The organism is Frateuria sp. GZRe14 (assembly GCF_051900395.1).
Taxonomy (GTDB): Bacteria; Pseudomonadota; Gammaproteobacteria; order Xanthomonadales; family Rhodanobacteraceae; genus Frateuria_A; species Frateuria_A edaphi.
In genome coordinates this window covers 81,707-99,506 of record NZ_JBHZGJ010000001.1, presented here as the reverse complement: position 1 = coordinate 99,506, position 17,800 = coordinate 81,707, and the positions used below count along the sequence as shown (strand labels likewise).

16 protein-coding genes are annotated in these 17,800 nt (G+C 66.0%); 10 read left to right on the top strand and 6 right to left on the bottom strand.

The window, feature by feature from the left end; genetic code table 11:
- Positions 1-11 precede the first annotated feature (11 nt).
- Both rnpA and rpmH read right to left on the bottom strand, forming a co-directional pair.
- On the bottom strand, positions 12-392 hold the full coding sequence (gene rnpA / locus ACFWZ1_RS00475; RefSeq protein ID WP_231322595.1) for a ribonuclease P protein component: 381 nt from the start codon (positions 390-392) through the stop codon (positions 12-14).
- Between the two features lie 14 nt (positions 393-406).
- Positions 407-541, bottom strand: a complete 135-nt coding sequence (gene rpmH, locus ACFWZ1_RS00470; RefSeq protein WP_008211413.1) for a 50S ribosomal protein L34 — start codon at positions 539-541, stop codon at positions 407-409.
- A 184-nt stretch (positions 542-725) separates the two neighbouring features.
- Here rpmH and dnaA point away from each other — a divergent pair, with 184 nt between their 5' ends.
- The 9 genes from dnaA (at position 726) to ACFWZ1_RS00425 (ending at position 11,156) form a co-directional block, all read left to right on the top strand.
- Positions 726-2,057, top strand: a complete 1,332-nt coding sequence (gene dnaA / locus ACFWZ1_RS00465; protein WP_439665046.1) for a chromosomal replication initiator protein DnaA — start codon at positions 726-728, stop codon at positions 2,055-2,057.
- A gap of 228 nt (positions 2,058-2,285) precedes the next feature.
- On the top strand, positions 2,286-3,386 hold the full coding sequence (dnaN, locus tag ACFWZ1_RS00460; protein WP_439665045.1) for a DNA polymerase III subunit beta: 1,101 nt from the start codon (positions 2,286-2,288) through the stop codon (positions 3,384-3,386).
- Positions 3,387-3,473: 87 nt separating this feature from the next.
- Positions 3,474-4,553 (top strand): DNA replication/repair protein RecF, encoded by a 1,080-nt coding sequence (gene recF, locus ACFWZ1_RS00455; protein WP_439665044.1) that lies wholly within the window; start codon positions 3,474-3,476, stop codon positions 4,551-4,553.
- Positions 4,554-4,619: 66 nt separating this feature from the next.
- On the top strand, positions 4,620-7,034 hold the full coding sequence (gene gyrB, locus ACFWZ1_RS00450; protein ID WP_231322588.1) for a DNA topoisomerase (ATP-hydrolyzing) subunit B: 2,415 nt from the start codon (positions 4,620-4,622) through the stop codon (positions 7,032-7,034).
- 296 nt (positions 7,035-7,330) lie between these two features.
- On the top strand, positions 7,331-8,632 hold the full coding sequence (locus ACFWZ1_RS00445) for a tetratricopeptide repeat protein (RefSeq protein ID WP_439665043.1): 1,302 nt from the start codon (positions 7,331-7,333) through the stop codon (positions 8,630-8,632).
- A gap of 206 nt (positions 8,633-8,838) precedes the next feature.
- A complete protein-coding gene (locus ACFWZ1_RS00440) occupies positions 8,839-9,498 on the top strand; it encodes an energy transducer TonB (protein ID WP_231322583.1) in 660 nt (219 codons plus the stop codon).
- A 54-nt stretch (positions 9,499-9,552) separates the two neighbouring features.
- A complete protein-coding gene (locus tag ACFWZ1_RS00435; RefSeq protein WP_231326085.1) occupies positions 9,553-10,320 on the top strand; it encodes a MotA/TolQ/ExbB proton channel family protein in 768 nt (255 codons plus the stop codon).
- A gap of 10 nt (positions 10,321-10,330) precedes the next feature.
- Positions 10,331-10,744, top strand: coding sequence for an ExbD/TolR family protein (locus tag ACFWZ1_RS00430; RefSeq protein WP_231322580.1), 414 nt, complete (start codon positions 10,331-10,333; stop codon positions 10,742-10,744).
- A gap of 4 nt (positions 10,745-10,748) precedes the next feature.
- A complete protein-coding gene (locus ACFWZ1_RS00425) occupies positions 10,749-11,156 on the top strand; it encodes an ExbD/TolR family protein (protein ID WP_231322578.1) in 408 nt (135 codons plus the stop codon).
- Between the two features lie 173 nt (positions 11,157-11,329).
- Here the strand turns inward: ACFWZ1_RS00425 and ACFWZ1_RS00420 are convergent, their stop codons facing one another.
- The 3 genes from ACFWZ1_RS00420 to acs form a co-directional block, all read right to left on the bottom strand.
- Complete coding sequence (locus ACFWZ1_RS00420; RefSeq protein ID WP_439665042.1) at positions 11,330-12,073, bottom strand: pyridoxine 5'-phosphate synthase; 744 nt, start codon at positions 12,071-12,073, stop codon at positions 11,330-11,332.
- A gap of 42 nt (positions 12,074-12,115) precedes the next feature.
- Positions 12,116-12,757, bottom strand: a complete 642-nt coding sequence (locus ACFWZ1_RS00415) for a 4'-phosphopantetheinyl transferase family protein (protein ID WP_439665041.1) — start codon at positions 12,755-12,757, stop codon at positions 12,116-12,118.
- A 107-nt stretch (positions 12,758-12,864) separates the two neighbouring features.
- Positions 12,865-14,805 (bottom strand): acetate--CoA ligase, encoded by a 1,941-nt coding sequence (gene acs / locus ACFWZ1_RS00410; RefSeq protein ID WP_439665040.1) that lies wholly within the window; start codon positions 14,803-14,805, stop codon positions 12,865-12,867.
- 110 nt (positions 14,806-14,915) lie between these two features.
- On the opposite strand from acs, the gene ACFWZ1_RS00405 reads away from it, so the two are divergent.
- Positions 14,916-16,001 carry a PA0069 family radical SAM protein gene (locus ACFWZ1_RS00405; protein ID WP_439665039.1) on the top strand — a complete coding sequence of 362 codons (1,086 nt, stop codon included), beginning with the start codon at positions 14,916-14,918 and terminating at the stop codon, positions 15,999-16,001.
- A gap of 25 nt (positions 16,002-16,026) precedes the next feature.
- On the opposite strand, the gene ACFWZ1_RS00400 is transcribed toward ACFWZ1_RS00405, so the two are convergent.
- On the bottom strand, positions 16,027-17,712 hold the full coding sequence (locus ACFWZ1_RS00400) for an ABC1 kinase family protein (RefSeq protein WP_231322568.1): 1,686 nt from the start codon (positions 17,710-17,712) through the stop codon (positions 16,027-16,029).
- Positions 17,713-17,800 lie beyond the last annotated feature (88 nt).

Below are 17,800 nucleotides of genomic sequence, written 5' to 3'. Positions count from 1 at the left end.
GAAAAAGGAGGTCAACACGCGATTGTGCCGGTGCCTTCGATGGGCTTCAACGGCGGCAGCCGGCGCCACAGGGCGTCGAGTTCGACCAGCAGTTCGGCGCCGGGCACGGCGGCAGCCGCTTCGCGTGCCATCACGACCAGGTCGATCGGCGGCAGTTCGAGGCGGGCGCGGCGGAACGATTCGCGCACCAGGCGTTTGATCCGGTTGCGCTCGACCGCGCGCTTGGACACACGCTTGGATATGGCCAGGCCGAGTCGGGCGTGGTCGAGCCCGTTCGGACGCCAGCGCACAGAAAAACAGCGGCCGCCGAGGCGGCCGCTGGCTTGACGCAAGGCGGCGAAGTCGCCGGCACGGCGAACCCGCGCGTCGCGCGGCAGGCCGGCGGCAGGCATGACGGTGACGCCGCTTACGGGATCAGGCGCTTGCGACCCTTGGCACGACGGGCGTTGAGGATCTTGCGGCCGTCGGCGGTCGCCATGCGGGCACGGAAGCCGTGGGTGCGGGCGCGCTTGAGCTTGCTCGGCTGGAAGGTCCGCTTCATGGCTTTAGCTCCAGAAGATAAGTCGACAAAAAGGTTGGAAATTATGGAGCCTGTGTGGAGGCGCTGTCAAACCGCCCTGATGCGGCCTGTGGACATCGCTGGGGATATGCTGGGGGTTGGCTGCTAGACTTGCCGGTCCACCCTGCGCTTCCGGGCGCCCCTTCGTCGGTCAAGAATTATCCCAATGAGTGATTTGTGGCGGCGCTGCCTTGAGCGTCTGGAAAGCGAGCTGAGCGCCGAGGAGCTGCATACCTGGCTCATGCCGCTGCAGGCTCGCGAGGATGACGCCGGCGTGCAGCTGTTCGCGCCCAACCCGTACACGCTGGAAACGGTGCGCGAGCGATTCCTTGCGCGGATCGAGACGGTGCTGGGGCAGTTGGCCGGGCGCGATTGCCCGGTGCGCATCGAGGTTGGCTCCAGCTCGCCGCGCCCCGCGCGGCCCGCCGCCGCACCCAAGGTCGCCGCCGTGGAAGCGGCTGCGCCCGCGCCGGTTTTTCCGCACAACCTGGATCCCCACTACACCTTCGAGACCTTCGTCGAGGGCAAGTCGAACCAGCTGGGCAAGGCCGCCGCCATGCAGGTGGCGATGAACCCAGGCCGCGCCTACAACCCGCTGCTGCTCTACGGCGGCACCGGTCTGGGCAAGACCCACCTGATGCATGCGGCAGGCAACCTGATGCGCGAGCGCAACGCCAGCTGCAAGGTGCTGTACCTGCGCTCGGAACAGTTCGTCGGCGCCATGATCGAGGCGCTGCGCACCAAGAACATGGACCAGTTCAAACAGCGCTTCCGTTCGGTCGACGCCTTGCTGATCGATGACATCCAGTTCTTCGCCGGCAAGGACACCACGCAGGAGGAGTTTTTCCATACCTTCAACGCGTTGTTCGAATCCAAGCAGCAGATCATCCTGACCTGCGACCGTTACCCGAAGGAAGTGGACAAGCTCGAGCCGCGACTGAAGTCGCGCCTGGGCTGGGGTCTGTCGGTGGCGATCGAGCCGCCGGACTTCGAGACGCGCGCGGCGATCCTGCTGTCCAAGGCACAGGACAAGGGCGTGGCGGTGAGCGAGAACGTGGCGATGCTGCTGGCCAAGCGCATCCGCTCCAACGTGCGCGACCTGGAAGGCGCACTCAACACGCTCGCCGCGCGCGCGAACTTCTACGGCAAGCCCATCACCACCGATTTTGCCGAGGAAACCCTGCGCGACCTGCTGGCCACCCACGCCCAGGCGGTGACGGTGCCCAACATCCAGAAGATCACCGCCGAGTATTTCAACGTGCGCCTGCAGGATCTGTTGTCCAAGCGACGCGTGCGTTCGCTGGCGCGGCCGCGGCAGATCGCGATGGCGCTGTCCAAGGAGCTCACCGAGCACAGCCTGCCGGAGATCGGCGAGGCGTTCGGCGGGCGCGACCACACCACCGTCCTGCACGCCTGCCGCACCATAAGGAAGCTGTGCGAGACCGACGCACGCATGCGGCAGGACTGGGAGCAGCTCATCCGCGTGCTGACCGGCTAAGCGCTTGAAAACCCATGGGTCAAGCTGTGGATAATAGGTGGATGACTCGGCGCCTGAATTTATCCACAATCGACCCACAACCGGCCAGCACGGTTGGGCACAGGCAAAAAAACGTGCAATCCCTTGAATCATAAGGGAAAGACGGTAAATAAAAGATATCCACCGCGCCAACTACTACTACCGTACTTCTTTTAAAAAAACAGAACAGCAGTTAGGGGAAGCCCACTCATGCAATTCAGCATCCAACGAGAAGCGTTGCTCAAGCCGCTGCAGCAGGTGGTGGGCGTGGTCGAACGGCGGCAGACCTTGCCGGTTCTGGCCAACCTGCTCGTGAAGGTCGGCGATGGTCGCGTGTCGCTGACGGGCACGGACCTCGAAGTAGAGATGGTCGCTACCACGGCCGCGGAACAGCTGGGCGATGGCGAGGTCACCATCCCCGCCCGCAAGCTGTTCGACATCGTGCGCGCATTGCCCGATGGCGTGCGGATCGACCTCAAGCTCAACGGCGACCGCGTCGCCATGACCGCCGGGCGCAGCCGTTTCACCCTGGCCACGCTGCCGGCCAGCGAGTTTCCGACCATCGACGAGATCGAGCTGGTCGAACGCGTCAGCCTGCCCGAAGAGGTGCTGCGCGACCTGATGGAGCGCACGGCCTTCGCAATGGCCAACCAGGACGTTCGCTATTACTTGAACGGCATGCTGTTGGACCTGCAGGAGCACACGCTTCGATGCGTGGCCACCGATGGCCATCGCCTGGCGCTCAAGGAGACCAAGCTCGAGAGCAAGGTCGCAGCGCGGCGTCAGATCATCATTCCGCGCAAGGGCGTGAACGAACTGGTCGGTTTGTTCGAAACCGGCGACGGGCAGGTGGAACTGGAGTTCGGCCGCAATCATCTGCGCGTGCGCCGCGGCGATGTGGTGTTCACGTCCAAGCTGATCGATGGGCGGTTCCCGGATTACGAGGCGGTGATCCCGCTGGGAGCCGACAAGCGCGCGACGCTGGATCGGGAGGTGCTGCGCGGTGCGCTGCAGCGTGCGGCCATCTTGTCAAACGAGAAATACCGCGGCGTGAAGCTCGAGCTTTCCCCTGGCAAGCTGCGGATCGTGGCGCATAACCCGGAGCAGGAAGAAGCGGTCGAGGAAGTCGAAGCCGATACGATGGTTTCGGATCTCGCCGTGGGCTTCAACGTGGGCTACCTGCTCGATGCACTGGCTGCGCTGAAGGGCGAGCGCGCTCGCCTGAATTTGCGTGACGCCCAATCCAGCTGTCTGGTGCAGGAGGACGACAACGACCTTTCGCGCCACGTGATCATGCCTTTGCGGCTCTGACCGCATGACGGTCGGACGACGCAAGGTCGCCCTGCAACGCCGGAGCCGCCGCGAGACGCTCCGGCGTTGTTCGTTGTGGGGTGCCATGTGAAGTTCGAGCGTCTGCGCATCCAGGGCCTGCGCTGCCTGACCGACGTCTCGGTGGAGTTGGGCGAGGGCATCCACCTCTTCGTCGGAGCCAACGGTGCCGGGAAAACCAGCGTGCTCGAGGCGGCCTATCTTTTGTCACATGGTCGCTCGTTCCGTAGCGGCGCCCGCGAGGCGCTGACGCAGCGCGGTTCCTCGTCGCTCGCCGTTTTCGCGGAAGCGCTTGGGTGCGGCGACATCCGGCGGCGCCTGGGGCTGGGGCGGGAAGGCGCACGCTGGGAGGCCCGGCTGGATGGGGAAAGCGTGCCGCTGGGTTTGCTTGTGCAGGCGTGCGCAGTGGTGTGCTTCGAGCCCGGATCCCACGCGCTCATTGCTGGCGCGGCCGAAGAGCGCAGACGCTTCCTCGATTGGGGCGTGTTCCACGTGGAACATGGCTTCCTCGGCGCATGGCGTCGATATCAGCGCGCCCTGAAACAACGCAACGCCCTGCTGCGCGCGGGAGCCTCCGGCCCGGACGAACTCTACGTACCGTGGGAGCGCGAATTGGGCGAAATGGCGGCCGCCATCGATGACTATCGCCAAACGTATTTCGGGCGCTTGTTGCCGATACTTAGAATCAGTGCGGCCTCGCTGCTGCCCGAACTCGGGCCCGTCGATCTGCGGTACCGCAGAGGCTGGACCGAGGACATGGGGCTCGCCGACGTGCTGGCCGAACAGCGGGGAAGGGATCTTGCGCGAGGTCATACGACCGCAGGTGTCCATCGCGCTGACTGGTCGCTCGCGTTCGAACAGGCGCCACTGCGTGAGCACCTCTCACGAGGTCAGGAAAAGCTGACGGCACTCACCTGCCTGTTGGCCCAGGCCGAGCTTCATGCCGAATGCCGCGGCGAATGGCCGGTCGTCTGTCTGGACGACCTTGCCTCGGAACTCGATCTGGCACACCAGGCTGCGGTCGTCGAGCGCCTGGCTGCCGTTGGCGCCCAGGTCCTGGTCACGGGGACCGAATGCCCCGTCTCCCTCCAGTCTCGTTCGCACCGCATGTTCCACGTGGAACAGGGTCAAATCCGCCCTCTGCTATAATTGTTGGATGGCTTTTCCCGCGCCGACGCTCGTCGGATGGCCGGGCAGCGCAGCAACGGGCAGGGCATGAACGCATCCTACGATTCGAGCAACATCAAGGTTCTTAAAGGCCTGGAAGCGGTGCGCAAGCGCCCGGGCATGTACATCGGCGATACGGATGACGGTACCGGCCTGCACCATATGGTGTTCGAGGTGGTCGATAACGCGATCGACGAAGCCCTCGCCGGTTACTGCGACCACGTTATCGTCACCATCCTCGATGACGGCTCGGTCAGCGTCAGCGACAACGGCCGCGGCATCCCGGTGGATATCCACCCGGAGGAGGGTCGCTCCACCGCCGAAGTGGTGATGACCGTGCTGCATGCCGGCGGCAAGTTCGACGCCAACTCGTACAAGGTGTCCGGCGGCCTGCATGGCGTGGGCGTCTCGGTGGTCAATGCGTTGTCCTCGCACCTGTGGCTGACCATCCACCGCGATGGCAAGGAATATCAGCAGGAATACTCGCTGGGCGAACCGCTGTACCCGTTGAAGGAAGTGGGTGACTCCACTCGCCGCGGCACCATCGTGCGCTTCCTGCCCAGCACGGAGACGTTCTCCAACATCGAGTTCCATTACGACGTGCTGGCCAAGCGCCTGCGCGAGCTGGCGTTTCTGAACTCGGGCGTCACCATCGACCTGAAGGACGAGCGAGGCGAAGGTCGCCACGATACCTACGCCTACGAGGGCGGCATCCGCTCCTTCGTGCAGCATCTGGCGCAGTTGAAGACCGCGTTGCATCCGAACGTGATCAGCCTGTCCGCCGAGCAGGACGGGATTACGATCGAACTGGCGATGCAGTGGACCGACTCCTACCAGGAGACGATGTTCTGCTTCACCAACAACATCCCGCAGCGCGACGGTGGCACCCACCTGACCGGCTTCCGCGCGGCGCTGACCCGCTCGCTGCAGAACTACATCGAGAAAGAAGGGCTGGCCAAGAACGCCAAGGTCACGCTGTCAGGCGACGACATGCGCGAGGGCCTGATCGCGGTGTTGTCGGTAAAGGTGCCCGACCCGAAGTTCTCCTCGCAGACCAAGGACAAGCTGGTTTCCTCCGAGGTCAAGACGGCGGTCGAGCAGGCGGTCAACGAGAAGCTGGGCGAATTCCTGCTGGAGCACCCGAACGAAGCCAAGTCGATCGCCTCGAAGGTGGTCGACGCGGCGCGCGCCCGCGAGGCCGCCCGCAAGGCGCGCGAGATGACGCGCCGCAAGGGTGCGCTGGACATCGCCGGCCTGCCCGGAAAGCTGGCCGATTGCCAGGAAAAGGACCCGGCGCTGTGCGAGCTGTTCCTGGTCGAGGGTGACTCGGCCGGTGGCTCGGCCAAGCAGGGCCGCAACCGCAAGACCCAGGCGGTGCTGCCGCTGAAGGGCAAGATCCTCAACGTCGAGAAGGCGCGTTTCGACAAGATGCTGTCCTCGGCCGAGGTCGGCACCCTGATCACCGCGCTGGGCACCGGCATCGGCAAGGAGGAGTACAACCCGGACAAGTTGCGCTACCACCACATCATCATCATGACCGATGCGGACGTGGACGGCTCGCACATCCGCACGCTGCTCCTGACCTTTTTCTACCGCCAGATGCCCGAGCTGATCGAGCGCGGCCACGTCTACATCGGCCTGCCGCCGCTGTACAAGCTCAAGCAGGGCAAGCAGGAGCTTTACCTGAAGGACGATGCGGCGCTCAACGCCTACCTGATTTCCAGCGCCGTGGACGGTGCCGAATTGGTGGCCGATCCGCATGCGCCGGCCATCAACGGCGAGCGGCTGGAAAAGCTGCTGCGCGACTATCAGGCGGCGCTCGACCAGATCCAGCGGCTGGGTCATCGCTTCGACGCGAACGTGCTGTCGGCCATGCTCGAGCATCCGCCGCTCGGCCCGGCATTGTGGACGGACGAGCTGGCGATGCAGGGCTGGCTGGAGGTACTGTCCGGGCGCCTGGCAGCCAGTGGCCTGGGCAAGCCGCGCTACCGGCTGGCCCTGCGCCCGGCGCACGAACAGCAGCCGGCCGCGATCGAGGTGGTGCGCGAGCAGCACGGCCTGTCGCACACGTGGCTGTTGCCGCAACCGTTCTTCGCCAGCGCGGAGTTCCGTCCCATCCTGACCGTCAGCCAGCAGCTGGCCGGCCTGATCCAGCCCGAGGCGGTGGCGCGGCGGGGCAATGCCTCGCGCGGCGTCCTTTCCTTCGCCGAAGCCCGCGCCTGGTTGCTGGACGAGGCCAAAAAGGGCCGCAGCATCCAGCGCTTCAAGGGTCTGGGCGAAATGAATCCGGAACAGCTGTGGGAGACCACCGTCAATCCGGAAACCCGGCGCATGCTGCAGGTAGGCGTCGAGGATGCGATCGCCGCCGACCAGATGTTCTCGATGCTGATGGGGGAGGCGGTCGAACCGCGCCGCGACTTCATCGAGGCGAACGCGCTCAAGGTCGCCAACCTGGACATCTGACCCCGACGCTGCCGCGTTCCGCGCGGCGGCGTTTTCTTCGGCCGCGTCAATTAGCGTGATAATGCGTTGGAACACGCGGGGGGACGCGGGCGCGCTTCGATCGGTAGCGCCGACCCTTTCCCCGTCATGACATGAATTTGCCGGAAATTTTTCATCCGGCATGGCAAGGTAGCCGCAAGCTATTGATTTGCCTAGGGCTTCCATGCGGCAGTGCGACTTGTTATCGCCTGCCTGCTCGCGGTACGCTCAACGATCCCCCGCACTGCTTGTGCGAAAAACCTTACATGAGGACTGCCATGAAGCATGTTCCCTTCCTCAAGCTGTTGAGCGGCACCGCGCTCGCGTTCGCGCTGATCAGCAGCCCGGCGATCGCTCGTGACCGTCATGGCGACCAGGCTTCAAAGGACACCAAGCAGGCGCTCTATCCGAATGCCACCCGCGAGGAGCCCAAGCTCGACCTCAAGAGCGAGAAAGAGCAGAAGACGCTCAACGACGGTCTCGAAGCGGTCAACGCCGGCGACAAGGCCAAGGCGATGCAGTTGCTGCAGCCGCTTGCCCAGGACGCCGACAGCAAGTACGCCAAGTCGCTCGCGCTGCAGGGCATCGCCAACCTCAAGTACAACGACGGCGACCTGAAGGGCGCCATCACCTCGCTCAAGCAGGCGCTGGACATCGGCGTGCTGCCGAACGACACCTTCTTCCAGCTCGAGTACGAACTGGCCCAGTTCTACCTCGCCGACGAGCAGTACCAGCAGTCGATCGACACCGTCGAGAAGTGGCGCACCGAGGGCAGGCGTGAGACCGCCGAGTCCTACGCCCTCGAAGGCAACGCTTACTACCGTCTGGAGAAGTATCCCGAGGCGGTCACCGCGATGAAGAAGGCGATGTCGATGACCGACAAGCCGGAGAGTTCGTGGAACCAGATCCTGATGGCGGCCTACTCCGAGTCGGGCCAGGCCGACCAGGCCGCGCAGCTCGCCCAGCAGCAGCTGGCGGCAAACCCGAACGACGCAACCGCCATGAACAATGCGGTGGCCGTGCTGATGCAGGCGCAGAAATATCCGGAAGCCATCGACCTGATGGAGAAGGTGCGCGCCAGCGGCAACCTGAAGGACGAAAAGCAGTACGTGAACCTGGCCAAGCTCTATTTGATCACCGGCCAGAACAGCGAGGACCCCAAGCCGAGCGCGAAAAAGGCCGAGGCTGCGCTCGAAGACGGCATGGCCAAGGGCGTGGTGTCCTCCAGCTACGACAACCAGAAGTTGCTTGGCGATGCCGCCTATATCGCCGGTGACGAGTCCAAGGCGATCGCCGCATACAAGAAGGCGATCCCGATGGCCAATGACGGCGAGGCTGCGCTGCGCGCCGGCCAGCTGTTGCTGGGCCAGCAGAAATACAGCGACGCCAGGACCCTGATCAAGCAGGCCATCGACAAGGGCGTGCAGCACAAGGGCACGGCCTACATGATGCTGGCCGAGGCCGAGCGCGGGCTCAAGAACAAGCCGGGCGCCATCACCGCCATGAAGCAGGCGGCGCAGGACCCGGAGACCGCCGCCAAGGCAAAGGCCTGGCTGAAGCAGGCAGGAGCCGGCAAGTAAGGGCTCGGGCGAGCGCACCCGCGAGGCCGGATGGACGTCCATTTGGCGGCCTCACGGGTGCTATACAAACGCCATGGCCTGTTGTACCGTTGAGAACCCTTTTCCCGCGCAATGTCCAGTGGCAGATGTCACCCTGTTGGGTCGAGATTTGCCGTTCGGTGCTGCGACCCCGCCTTTCCCGATTGACTAGCTCCAGAAAGTGACAGATGGCCTCGAGTAACGAAGAAACCGGCCGCGCGCCGTTCAGTTGGAGGCGCACCTGGGCGTTGGCTGTTGCCATCGCGCTGCATTCGTTTGCATTCCTGCTGCTGATCGCGCCGCCGGCGCCTCCGAAGCAGGATCAGGCGAAGAAAGAGCGCATCGTCCAGGTGAACTTCATCGAGCCGCCGCCGCCGCCGCCCCCGCCGCCGCCGCCGCCGCCGGAACCGCCGAAGCAGCCGCCGCCGAAAATCATCCAGCAGGTGACGCCGCCGCCGACCCCGCCGCCGCCGGCTCCGCCGCCGGCCGTGGAAGAAGCGACGACCAATCCGATCCCGGCCCCGCCGCCGGCGCCGCCGGCTCCCCCGGCGCCGCCTTCGGATATCACGGCCAGCCAGGACATCAGCTACAACAACCGCATTCAGCCCCGCTATCCGCCGCAGGCGATCCGCCAGCGTCACGAGGGCACGACTACGCTGTTGATCCTGGTGGGCACGGACGGTAGCCCCAAGGACATCAAGGTCGAGACCTCCAGTGGCTATCGCGAGCTGGATCGCGCGGCGATTGAAGCGGCCAGGAAATGGCGCTTCAATCCGGCCATCAAGAATGGTCAGAAGACCGAAGGCTACGTTCGCGTTCCCGTCGCCTGGAATCTCAACCAGCTGTAACCGAAGGTTACAGTCCACCAGTTCACGCCTGACATCTCTAAAGGTAGCGTCATGATGTTCCTACAAACTGCACCGACCCAAGGCGGCACCTCGAACGCCGAAGCCATGAAGCACATGGGCTTCGGGGACCTGATCCACAACTTCGATCCGCTCGGCTGGATCGTGTTCATCACGCTCGTGGTGATGTCCTTCGCATCGTGGTACTTCATCATCGCCAACGCGATCCGCAACGCGATGGTCCGCTCGCGCGCCGAGAAGGTGATCTCCAATTTCTGGAACACCGCCTCGACGCAGGAAGCGATCCGTGAGCTGGAAGCCCAGCCCAAGGGCGAACCCTTCTCGAAGATCGCGCTGGACGCCGCCTCGGCGGTCGCCCATCACCAGCAGGCCACCGCGGCTGCCGTCGGTGGTGGTCGCCTGGCCGAGTCGCTGAGCCGCTCGGAGTTCATCGACCGCGCCCTGCGCCAGGCCGTCGCCCGCGAGAGCCTGCGCCTGGAAGGTGGCATGACGCTGCTCGCGACCGTCGGTTCGTCCGCACCGTTCATCGGTCTGCTCGGTACCGTGTGGGGCATCTACCACGCGCTGATCAAGATCTCCGCGTCGGGCAACGCCTCGATGGAAGCGGTGGCCGGTCCGGTGGGTGAGGCGCTGATCATGACCGCGTTCGGTCTGTTCACCGCGATCCCGGCCGTGCTCGCGTACAACTTCTTCAACCGCTCGAACCGCATGACCTACGCGCAGTTCGACGAGTTTGCGCACGACCTGCACGACTTCTTCGCCACCGGTTCGCGTGTCGAAGGCGTGGCGCCGACCCAGAAGTGAGGCTTGACCCATGGCAATGAGTACCGGAGGCAATTCCGGCGGCCCGATGTCGGAAATCAACGTCACGCCGCTGGTCGACGTGATGCTGGTGCTGCTGATCATCTTCATGATCACCGCGCCGCTGATGTCGCACCGGATCATCGTGCCGTTGCCGAACGCCAATCCCAAGGCGCCCGATACCGGTTACGTTGAACCCATGGATGTGGCCCTGAAGCAGGATGGATCGATGTACCTCAACGACGCCGAGGTGACCGAGGCGGAGTTGAAGGCACAGTTCGCGGTGGCGGCGTCCAAGACGCCGCAGCCGGAAATCCAGCTTCGCGCGGACAAGGACACGGAGTACAAGTACGTCCGCAAGATCCTTACCGACGCGAAGGCAGCAGGCATGGTCCATGTCGGTTTCATGACGACCGGCAAGGAGTAGGACGATGGCTTTCAGTTCCGGAAACACCAGCGGCCCGATGGCCGACATCAACGTCACGCCGCTGGTCGACGTGATGCTGGTGCTCTTGATCATCTTCATGATCACGGCGCCGATGCTCACCCACAAGGTGAAGATCGATCTGCCGCAGCCGAACCCCAACATCGTCCAGCCGGAAAATCCGCTTGAGCCGATCCGGCTCAAGATCGATCGCGCCGGCGCGTTGTACTGGAACGACACGCCGGTCGACGAGCTGGGCCTGAAGGCACAGATGGCGGTCATCGCCCAGCAGACCAACCAGCCGGAAATCCAGATCAATGCGGATGACGGCGTGGCTTACGAGTCGGTCGCCCGGGTGCTGGCCGACGCCAAGAGCTACGGTTTGACCAAGATCGGCTTCACCGAAGGGCAATGATCTCAGGCGGATCAACGCTACCGGCAGACCCCCGCGCAAGCGGGGGTTTTGCTTTTGGAAAAGCGCATGCCCGGCGTGGAGCTGCCGCGAGGACGTAGAGCGGCTGCAGCCATCGCACGCTAACGAATACCGACGGTAGGGCCGAAGCGCGCCCGACGGAAAGCCACGAGCGCTCAGCGCAGGATTTGAAGATACCGTCGCACCGTCGGCGCCAGCCCGTCGTACAACGCCTCGCCGATCAGGGCATGCCCGATCGATACTTCGGCCAGGCCCGGAATGGCTGCCTTGAAGCCGCCCAGATTGGCCTGGTTGAGATCGTGTCCGGCGTTGACCGCCAACCCCGCCTGCTGCGCCCGCCGCGCGGTGTCCGCGCAGGCGGCCAGGGCATTCCGGGCGTCGCCTTCGGCGAACGCTTCGGCATAAGGGCCGGTGTAGATCTCGATGCGCTCGACACCGAGCGCCACCGCCTTTTCGAAGCCTCGAGTTCCCGCGTCCACGAACAGGCTCACCCGGCAACCGATCTCGCGCAGCTCCGCCACCAGTGGCCGCAGCCGTTCGCAGTCGGCGGCGAGGTCGAAACCATGGTCGGAGGTGATCTGGCCGTCGCTGTCGGGCACCAGCGTGACCTGCGCTGGGCGTACCTCGCGGGCCAGCGCGACCAGTCCCGGATACGGGCCCCGGGCGGGCGCGAACGGATTGCCTTCGATGTTGTACTCGACCTTGCCGCGCAGCATCGTGGCCAGTGCGCGCACGTCGTCGGGGCGCACGTGGCGCAGGTCGGGCCGCGGGTGCACGGTGATGCCGCCGCAGCCTGCTTCGATGCAGGTATGCGCGGCGCGCAGGATGTCCGGTTCGGTGCCGCCGCGGGAGTTGCGCAACACGGCGATCTTGTTGAGGTTGACGCTGAGCAGGGTCATGGACGCCGTTAAGGGAACCAGGGACCGGAAACACTGCGCCGATCAACCGGCGTCGGCAAGTACCCATTGCCGGATGCCGCGGGGCGGACCTCGCCACGCGATGGCCGCCCGGTATCCGGGACCTGCGTCCAGCGAATGCAATTGCCAGGCGTCGGCGTCCTCGTCCGCCAGCTGCAGCAGTTCCGGACTGCCGGCGTCCAGGCCGATTCCCAGCCGGTGCAGGCCGAACGCCAGGCCACGTCCGAGCGCCTTCAGCACGGCTTCCTTGGCCGTCCACAGTGCGAGAAATGCTTCATCGCGCTGGTCGACCGGTAGCGCGGCCAGCCACGCAGCCTCGGCCGGTTGGAAATAGCGTCTCGCGAGTTCCAGTGCACGGGGTCGCGGGCGCAGGCGCTCCACGTCGACCCCGGGCGCGACGCGCCGCGCGAGGGCCACCAGGGCGCAGTCGCCGCTATGCGACCAGTTGAAATCCAGCGCGCCCGCCTGCGCGGGCGCGAGGTGCGGTCGCCCGTGGGGTCCTTCGACCAGCTGGACGGCATCGGGGGGCACGCCGAGATAGCTGCCGAGCAGCGCCACCAGGGGCGCGCGGCGGTGGCCGGCATCGTAGGACAGCCGCCACACATGCAGCGAGTCGTCATCCAGCTGGGCCGCAACGGCGGGGACGTCGGTAGGCGGAATCGGCATCCACGGACGGTAGCATCAGCCGGCGGCGCGACGAAGCCACCGACCTATTCAAAAGCCTGGGCGCGACCATGCTCCCGGCGGTCGCGCCAAGGCGCTCCTGCGAACAGCTACCTGACCAACCGCTCGTCCACGAGCTTCTGCACCACGCTCGGGTCGGCCAGGGTGGAAATATCGCCCAGCTGCTCGGGCTGGTTCTCGCCGATCTTGCGCAGGATGCGCCGCATGATCTTGCCCGAGCGCGTCTTGGGCAGCGACGGCGCCCATTGCAGGTGATCGGGCGTTGCGATCGGACCGATCTCCTTGCGCACCCAGGCCACCAGCTCCTTGCGCAGCTCCTCACTGCCCTCCTCGCCGGCGACCAGGGTGACGTAGGCGTAGATGCCCTGGCCCTTGATCTCGTGCGGGCATCCGACGACCGCCGCCTCCGCCACCTTCGGATGCGCCACCAGCGCGCTCTCGACCTCGGCGGTGCCGATGCGGTGGCCCGAGACGTTGATCACGTCGTCCACGCGTCCGGTGATCCAGTAATAGCCATCCGCGTCGCGACGCGCGCCATCGCCGGTGAAGTAGTTCCCCGGGTAGGCGCTGAAGTAGGTGTCGATGAACCGCTGGTGGTCGCCGTAGACCGTGCGCATCTGGCCCGGCCAGGAATCGGTGATCAACAGGTTGCCTTCGGCCGCACCTTCCAGCACCTGTCCGCCGGCATCGACGATCGCTGGTTTGATGCCGAAGAACGGCCGCGTGGCCGAGCCGGGCTTGGCGTCGGTCGCACCCGGCAGCGGGGTGATCAGGATGCCGCCGGTCTCGGTCTGCCACCAAGTGTCCACCACCGGGCAGCGTTCATCGCCGACCACGCGCCAGTACCACTCCCAGGCCTCTGGATTGATCGGTTCGCCGACCGTGCCGAGCAGGCGCAGGCTGGCGCGCGAGGTCGTCTTCACCGGCGCCTCGCCCTCGCGCATCAGCGCCCGGATCGCGGTGGGCGCGGTGTAGAACAACGTCACTTTGTGCTTGTCGATCACCTGCCAGAAGCGGCTGCAATCGGGATAGTTCGGCACGCCGTCGAACATCACGGTGGTCGCGCCATTGGCGAGCGGGCCATACACCACGTAGCTGTGGCCGGTGACCCAGCCCACGTCTGCCGTGCACCAGTAGACGTCGTCCTCGCGCAGGTCGAAGACGCATTCGTGGGTGTAGCTGACGAACACCAGGTATCCGCCGCAGGTATGCAGCACGCCCTTGGGCTTGCCGGTGGAACCGGAGGTGTAGAGGATGAACAGCGGGTGTTCGGCTTCCACCGGTTCGGCCGGACAGTCGGCGCTCTGGCCATCCATCAGCACGTGCCAGTAGCGGTCGCGCGGCGACTGCATCGCCACCGCGGCGCCGGTGCGGCGCACCACCACCACCGTCTCCACGCTGCTGGTGCCGGGGCGCTCCAGCGCCTCGTCGACGTTCGCCTTCAGCGGGATCTTCTTGCCGCCGCGCACGCCTTCGTCGGCCGTCACCACCAGCCGGCACTGCGAGTCGGCGATGCGCCCGGCCAGCGAATCGGGCGAGAAGCCGCCGAACACCACCGAGTGGATCGCGCCGATGCGGGCGCAGGCCAGCATCGCGATGGCCGCCTCCGGGACCATCGGCAGGTAGATCGCAACGCGATCGCCCTTGGCCACGCCCAGGTGCTTCAACGTGTTGGCGAACTTGCACACTTCCGCGTGCAGCTCGCGGTAGCTGATCCGGCGCGATTCGTTCGGATCGTCGCCCTCGAAGATGATCGCGGTCTTGTCGCCGCGCTCGGCCAGGTGACGGTCCAGGCAGTTGGCTGCCACGTTGAGCGTGCCGTCGCCGTACCAGCGGATGTGCAGGTCGGCCGGATCGAAGGACACGTCCTTCACCTGCGTGGGCGCCTTCGCCCAGTCCAGCCGCTGGCCCACCTTCGCCCAGAAGCCCTCGGGGTCGCGCACCGACTCGGCGTACAACCGTTCGTAGTCGGCCTTGCCGATGCGCGCCTTGTCGGCGAAGGCAGCCTGGACCGGATGGAGCGTGGACATGGGAAATCTCCCTGGTGGACGCAAGGTTTGGACGTCCGAGTGTAGCTTCGCCCGCGCACGGCTGCGTGGGGGTCGCGTCGCCTGAGACGCCGGCGCGCTAGATTGGACCGATGTCCGAATTACCGCCGCACGCCATCAAGGGCCGGGGCGCCGCTTCCAATCCGGAAGGGCGGTTCGAGAGCGTACGCCATCATGCCGAGGACGATGGCTGGCAAAGCCTGCTGCTGGATGTCGACGCGCCGCGCCCCCGCACCGAGGTCACCGAGGAACGCGCTCGCAGCGTGATCAGTCGCAACGATTCGCCGGACATCGGTTTCGACCAGGCCATCAACCCCTATCGCGGATGCGAGCACGGCTGCATCTACTGCTACGCGCGGCCCTCGCACAGCTACCTCAATCTTTCGCCCGGTCTCGACTTCGAGACGCGGCTGCGTGCCAAGGGCAACCTCGCCGAAGTGCTGCGCGCGGAGCTGGGCAAACGTGGCTACGTGCCCAGCCCGATCAACATCGGCAGCAACACCGACCCCTACCAGCCGGTGGAAAAGCGCTGGCGGCTGACCCGCGCCGCGCTGGAGCTGCTGGCCGAGTGCCGCCACCCTTGCACCATCGTCACCAAGAACGCATTGATCGAGCGCGACCTGGACGTGCTGGCCGCCATGGCGCGCGACCGGTTGGTACAGGTGTTCATCTCGGTCAATTCGCTGGACAACCACCTGGCCGCCAAGCTGGAGCCTCGCGCCAGCGCGCCGCACCGGCGCATCCAGGCGATCGCGGCGCTGGCCGGCGCCGGCGTGCCGGTCGGCGTGCTGGTCGCGCCGATCATCCCCGCGCTCAACGACCGCGACATGGAAGCGGTGCTGGAACAGGCGCATGCGGCGGGGGCACGCTGTGCCGGCTACACCGTGGTGCGGCTGCCTTACGAGCTGAAGACGCTGTTCCGCGAGTGGCTTGCGCTGCACGCGCCGCAGCGCGCCGAGCACGTGATGAGTCTGGTCCAGCAGATGAATGGCGGGCGCGACTACGACAGCGACTTCCGCACGCGGATGCGCGGGCAAGGCGTGTTCGCACAGCTGCTCAAGCGGCGTTTCGAGGTAGCTTGCCGCCGGCACGGTTTCGGTCGCGCGCGCGAACTCGAGCTGGATAGCTCGCGCTTCGAACCGCCGCGCATGGCCTCGCCGCAGGGCTCGTTGTTTTGACGAGCCCCTCCTGCGCGGGATCCCGCTAGTCCGGCGGCCGGTTGGCGGCCCGCTCCACCTTGCCGTCGCGGCGCAGCGCGCTGATCACCAGGCTCAGCCCCAGCACCGTCGCCACCGCGATGAACAGCACCGCCAGGATCGGTAGCCCGAACAGCATCGGGCCGCTGTGCATGCGCGAGGTCAGCGCGCCGCCGATCACCAGGGCCGCGACGATCACTCCGGTGCTGATCCGGTTGGCGATCTTCTGCAGGCTTTCCATCATGTGCGACTCTTCCAGCCCGTCCACCCGCACGCGCAGGCGATTTTGCGCCAGCGTGCGCAGGATCGCGGCCACATGCTGCGGGGTGTGCCGCGCCAGCTCCTGCAGGTCCAGCCACTCGGTCGCCAGGTTGGCCGGGGACAGCGTCCCCAGCGCCTGTCGCCTGAGCACCTGCTGCAGGTGCTGCTCGACGACGCGACGGGTGTCGATGGTCGGATCGAGCGCGCTGGTGACCGCCTCGAGGTTGAGCAGGGTCTTGCCCAGGATGGAGAGTTCCGCCGGCGGGCGCAGGCCGCAGGAAGCGCCCACGCGGGCCAGCTCCAGCACCAGCCGGCCCTCGGAAAACTGCCGGCTCGAGTTGTGCAGGCCCACGTAGCTGGCGATCAGCTGCTCGACCTGGCGCCGGTAGAGATTGCGGCGGAAGTCCTCCAGCGCGGTGCCCATCGTTTCGCTGATGTCGCCGACCTGATCGCCGTTGCCGGAAATGGCGCCCAGCATCAGCTTGAGCAGCAACTGGCGCGTGCGCGGCACCAGCCGTACCACCATCCCCAGGTCGAACAGCGCCAGGCGCTGGTCCTCCATCAGCAACACGTTGCCCGGATGCGGGTCCGCATGGACCAGGCCGTGCAGGAACACCTGGTCGAGGTAGGCGCGCAGCAGTTCGCGCGCCTGCTCGTGCAGCGGATGCTCGATGCGCCGCAAGGCGGGAATGTGGGTGACCTTGATGCCGCGCACGCGCTGCATGGTCAGGACGCGCGTGGTGGTGAAGTCGGCCAGCGGCAAGGGCACGTAGAGCGTGTCGTAGCCGCGCAGGTTCTCGGCGAAGCGGCGCAGGTTCTCCGCCTCCAGCTCGAAGTTGATCTCGTTGGCCAGGCTGTGGCGCAGTTCGTTGACCAGGCCGACAAACCCATAACGCCGGCCGACGTCGGTCATGCGGTCGGCCGCGCCGGCGAGCTTCTCCAGGATCGCCAGGTCCTCGCGCAGGGTCTGCGCGATGTTCGGACGCTGGACCTTGAGCACCACTTCGCGGCCGTCGCGCAGCGTGGCCGCGTGCACCTGGGCGACCGAGCCGGCGGCCAGCGGCCGGTCGTCGAAGCGGGCGAACAACGTGCCGATGCGCGCGCCCAGTTCGGCCTCGACGATCTTGCGGATCTCGTCCACCGGCACCGGCATGACGTCGTCCTGCATCCGTTCCAGTTCGGCGATGTAAGGCGCGGGCACCATGTCCGGACGCGTGGACAGCGCCTGGCCCACCTTGATGAAGGTCGGCCCTAGCGCTTCCAGGTCGTCGACGAACTGCTTGGGCTGGCCCGGCCTGAACGCATCTTCCTCGTCCGCCAGCGCCGCCTCCTGGATGTCCAGTTCCAGCCCGCTGAACAGGCCGGCCTTGCGATAGCGCAGCAGGAACGCGCCGATGCGGGCGTAGCGGGACAGACGGGTGGTTTCGTTCACGCCTTCGGGCTCCGTTGCTTCCATGCAGCGTGGAGCGGACGGCGGCAACGGCGCGTCAATGGGCCAGGGATCGAGCCGGCGATCACCC

What these genes read in the sequence shown, in the direction of transcription:
- ACFWZ1_RS00435 (WP_231326085.1), top strand. Translation starts at nt 9,553, where the DNA reads ATGTTCCTACAAACTGCACCGACCCAAGGCGGCACCTCGAACGCCGAA.
- dnaA (WP_439665046.1), top strand. Translation starts at nt 726, where the DNA reads ATGAGTGATTTGTGGCGGCGCTGCCTTGAGCGTCTGGAAAGCGAGCTG.
- ACFWZ1_RS00425 (WP_231322578.1), top strand. Translation starts at nt 10,749, where the DNA reads ATGGCTTTCAGTTCCGGAAACACCAGCGGCCCGATGGCCGACATCAAC.
- ACFWZ1_RS00405 (WP_439665039.1), top strand. Translation starts at nt 14,916, where the DNA reads ATGTCCGAATTACCGCCGCACGCCATCAAGGGCCGGGGCGCCGCTTCC.
- ACFWZ1_RS00415 (WP_439665041.1), bottom strand. Translation starts at nt 12,757, where the DNA reads ATGCCGATTCCGCCTACCGACGTCCCCGCCGTTGCGGCCCAGCTGGAT.
- ACFWZ1_RS00440 (WP_231322583.1), top strand. Translation starts at nt 8,839, where the DNA reads ATGGCCTCGAGTAACGAAGAAACCGGCCGCGCGCCGTTCAGTTGGAGG.
- rnpA (WP_231322595.1), bottom strand. Translation starts at nt 392, where the DNA reads ATGCCTGCCGCCGGCCTGCCGCGCGACGCGCGGGTTCGCCGTGCCGGC.
- ACFWZ1_RS00445 (WP_439665043.1), top strand. Translation starts at nt 7,331, where the DNA reads ATGAAGCATGTTCCCTTCCTCAAGCTGTTGAGCGGCACCGCGCTCGCG.
- dnaN (WP_439665045.1), top strand. Translation starts at nt 2,286, where the DNA reads ATGCAATTCAGCATCCAACGAGAAGCGTTGCTCAAGCCGCTGCAGCAG.
- ACFWZ1_RS00420 (WP_439665042.1), bottom strand. Translation starts at nt 12,073, where the DNA reads ATGACCCTGCTCAGCGTCAACCTCAACAAGATCGCCGTGTTGCGCAAC.
- gyrB (WP_231322588.1), top strand. Translation starts at nt 4,620, where the DNA reads ATGAACGCATCCTACGATTCGAGCAACATCAAGGTTCTTAAAGGCCTG.
- ACFWZ1_RS00430 (WP_231322580.1), top strand. Translation starts at nt 10,331, where the DNA reads ATGGCAATGAGTACCGGAGGCAATTCCGGCGGCCCGATGTCGGAAATC.
- rpmH (WP_008211413.1), bottom strand. Translation starts at nt 541, where the DNA reads ATGAAGCGGACCTTCCAGCCGAGCAAGCTCAAGCGCGCCCGCACCCAC.
- acs (WP_439665040.1), bottom strand. Translation starts at nt 14,805, where the DNA reads ATGTCCACGCTCCATCCGGTCCAGGCTGCCTTCGCCGACAAGGCGCGC.